Origin of the sequence: Kitasatospora sp. NPDC036755 (genome assembly GCF_040636595.1) — a bacterium.
Classification (GTDB): Bacteria; Actinomycetota; Actinomycetes; order Streptomycetales; family Streptomycetaceae; genus Kitasatospora.
In genome coordinates this window covers 1-2,926 of sequence record NZ_JBEZUT010000582.1, presented here as the reverse complement: position 1 = coordinate 2,926, position 2,926 = coordinate 1, and the positions used below count along the sequence as shown (strand labels likewise).

2 protein-coding genes and 1 pseudogene are annotated in these 2,926 nt (G+C 76.6%); all 3 read left to right on the top strand.

Translation table 11 applies throughout. The annotated features are described in order from the left end of the window. The first annotated feature begins 106 nt into the window (after nucleotides 1-106). Complete coding sequence (locus AB0E96_RS40140) at nucleotides 107-1,171, top strand: DegT/DnrJ/EryC1/StrS family aminotransferase (protein ID WP_359831656.1); 1,065 nt, start codon at nucleotides 107-109, stop codon at nucleotides 1,169-1,171. A 123-nt stretch (nucleotides 1,172-1,294) separates the two neighbouring features. Next, nucleotides 1,295-2,296 (top strand): SMI1/KNR4 family protein, encoded by a 1,002-nt coding sequence (locus AB0E96_RS40135; protein ID WP_359831654.1) that lies wholly within the window; start codon nucleotides 1,295-1,297, stop codon nucleotides 2,294-2,296. Between the two features lie 76 nt (nucleotides 2,297-2,372). Beyond that, nucleotides 2,373-2,926, top strand: a pseudogene (locus tag AB0E96_RS40130) (hypothetical protein); the annotation flags it as partial.

Here is a 2,926-nt window from a genome sequence, read left to right as displayed (position 1 = left end):
CTTTTACTGAAGCGGCGTCCACCGAGATCTAGCAGCCCCACGGACCACTCTGTCCCTACTCTACGCTCTTCCGATCCTGGTCGACCTGGCGGCGGCGCACGCCGAGGTGGCCGACGAGGTGCGGGCCGGCTTCGACCGGGTGCTCGCCTCCGGCGCCTTCGTCAAGGGCCCCGAAGTGGCCGCCTTCGAGCGGGAGTACGCGGACTTCGCGGGCGTCCGGCACTGCGTGGGCGCCGCCAACGGCACCGACGCGCTCGAACTGGCCCTGCGCGCGCTGGACCTGCCGCCCGGCGGCAGGGTGGTGCTGCCCGCCAACACCTTCGTCGCCACCGCCGAGGCGGTGCTGCGGGCCGGGCTGCGCCCGGTGCTGGTCGACGCCGACCCGCGGTACCTGCTGATGGACCCGGAGCGGGCCGCCGACGCGGTGCCCGGCGCGGCCGCGCTGCTGCCCGTCCACCTCTTCGGCCAACTCGCCCCGATGGGGCCGCTGCTGGCGGTGGCCGACGGCCGGCCGGTGGTGGAGGACGCGGCGCAGTCCCAGGGCGCCCGGCAGCACGGGCGCACCTGGTACGGGCGGATCGCGGCCACCAGCTTCTACCCGGGAAAGAACCTCGGCGCCTACGGCGACGCCGGGGCGGTGCTCACCGACGACGACAACCTGGCCGACGCCGTCCGGCTGACCGGCGACCACGGCGCCCGCGACCGGTACCGGCACGAACGGTTCGGCTGCAACTCCCGGCTGGACGCGCTGCAGGCCGTCGTGCTGCGGGCCAAACTGCGCCGGCTGCCCGCCTGGAACGCCGCCCGCCGCGCCGCCGCCGCCCGCTACGACGAGCTGCTGGGCGGGCTGGACGGCCTCGCCCTGCCCCGGACCGCGCCCGGCAACGAGCACGTCCGGCACCTGTACCCGGTGCGGATCGGCCCCGGCCGGGACCGGGACGCGGTGCTGGCCGCGCTCAACGCCGCCGGGATCGGCGCCGGGGTGCACTACCCGGTGCCGGTCCACCTGCAGCCCGCGTTCCGTCACCTCGGCCACCGCGAAGGCGCGTTCCCGGTGGCCGAGCGGGCCGCCCGCGAACTGCTCAGCCTGCCGCTGCACCCGCACCTCACCGAGGCCCGGCAGCTGCGGGTGGCCGAGGCGCTGGCGCGGGCGCTGGGCGGGCGGTTGTGACTCCGGCCCCGCCCGCCCGCGGAGCGCCCCCGGGGCCCGCCTGGCAGACGGGGGGTTGAAGGCAGGCCCTAGGCTGGTGCCCAGCAGGCACCGTATTTTGCAGCAGCCAGTGGGGGCTCCCAGATGACGACAGGTCGGCCCGGCGTCGCCGCCGCACCGAACGCGGCGTACGCAGGTCAGGTGGTGCAGTTCCCGGACCCGGTCCGCGCGGAGCGGCACCCCGCCGGGGTCAGGGTGGACGAGTACGGCTACCCGGACTTCGGCCCGTACGCCGCCGCCGCGGCCGAGGTGGCCGACCCGCCGGAGGGCTTCGGCGTGGACGAGCTGCGGCTGACCGACTACGTCTCGGCCAACGCCGCGCTCTACACCCAGGGCCACCCGCTCTGGGCCGACCTCCCGACCGCCGTCGCCACGCCGCCCGGCTGGACCTGGCACCACGCGGTCGGCCGGGCCGCCCCCGGCTGGCGGCGGATGGAGCTCGTCCCGGTCGAGGTCAAGGCGCTGCTGAGGCACCACGGCGGGCTGGCCACCTCGGCCGCCGACCACACCCGCCGCGGCACCCGCCCGCTGCAGGAGCGCCGGGCGGTGCACTTCTCGCTGGCCAAGGACGGCGGCGACCCGATCGGGGTCCCCGAGGACCTGGTGCAGCGCGCCGAGCAGCGCCTCGGCTACCGGCTGCCCGACGCCTACCGCACCTTCCTCAAGCTGGGCGGCGGCCGCGCCCCGGTCGGCGTGGCGCTGGACACCGATCTCGGACTGCTCCTCGACCAGCCGTTCCTGACGCTCACCGAGGAGTACGGCACCGACGACGTCGTGTACGCCAACAAGTGCCTGCGCGACCACCTCACCAAGGACTACCTGGGCATCGCCTACGCCCAGGGCGGCCTTGTCGCGCTCAAGGTGCGCGGCGAGCGGGCCGGCTCGGTCTGGTTCCACCTGTACGACGACGCCCGCGACACCGGCGCCCCCGAGGCCCCGGAGGACCGCTGCGCCCGGCTGCTGCTGCCCTGCGGCGAGGACTTCGACGCCTTCCTGCTGCGGCTGGCCGGCAGCCCGCCGGAGCTGGAGACGGTCGCGGCGCTGATGGTGGACGGCGGGTTCGCCCGGGCCGTCCCGATGGACTGAGGCGCGTGGTCGTGGTGGTGTCGGTGGTCGCGGTGGAACGGGGGACGACGAGGATGCGGACAGGGGTGAACCGGGCGTGGTGACGTACGCGCAGGCGCAGGAGCTCGCCGAGGAGTGGATCAACGGCGGAGTGCCGCACGCGCAGCAGCGCGAGGTACGGGTCCGGGAGTTCGACCTGGGCTTCGTCTGCTGGGCGGTGGCGCCCGCGGGCCCGGCCGACGGCACGGGCGGTGCGGGCGGCGGCTCGGGGGAGGCGCGGCTGGTGATCGCCCGGGACTCGGGGGCCAGCACGCTGTGGCCCGCGCTGCCCGTCAACGAGGTGGTCCGGCAGTACGAGGAGGCCTACGGGCGGCCGGTGGCGGCCAACCCGGCCGGGGCGGCGAAGCCCGCGCCCGGGCCGGTGGAGGCGACGTCCTTCCTGCTCAGCCCGCCGCAGTGGCTCCAGGAGGCGGGTGCCGCGGCGATCGCGGCCGAGGCGGAGCGGCTCGGGACGGCTCCGGCGGGCCCGCAGGGCGCGGAGGCTCCGGCTGCGGGTGCTGCGGGTGCTGCGGGTGCTGCGGGTGCTGCGGCTGCTGCTGGGGCCGCCGTGGCGCCGGTCGAGGAGCCGTCCGCTCCGACGCCGCAGCCCGC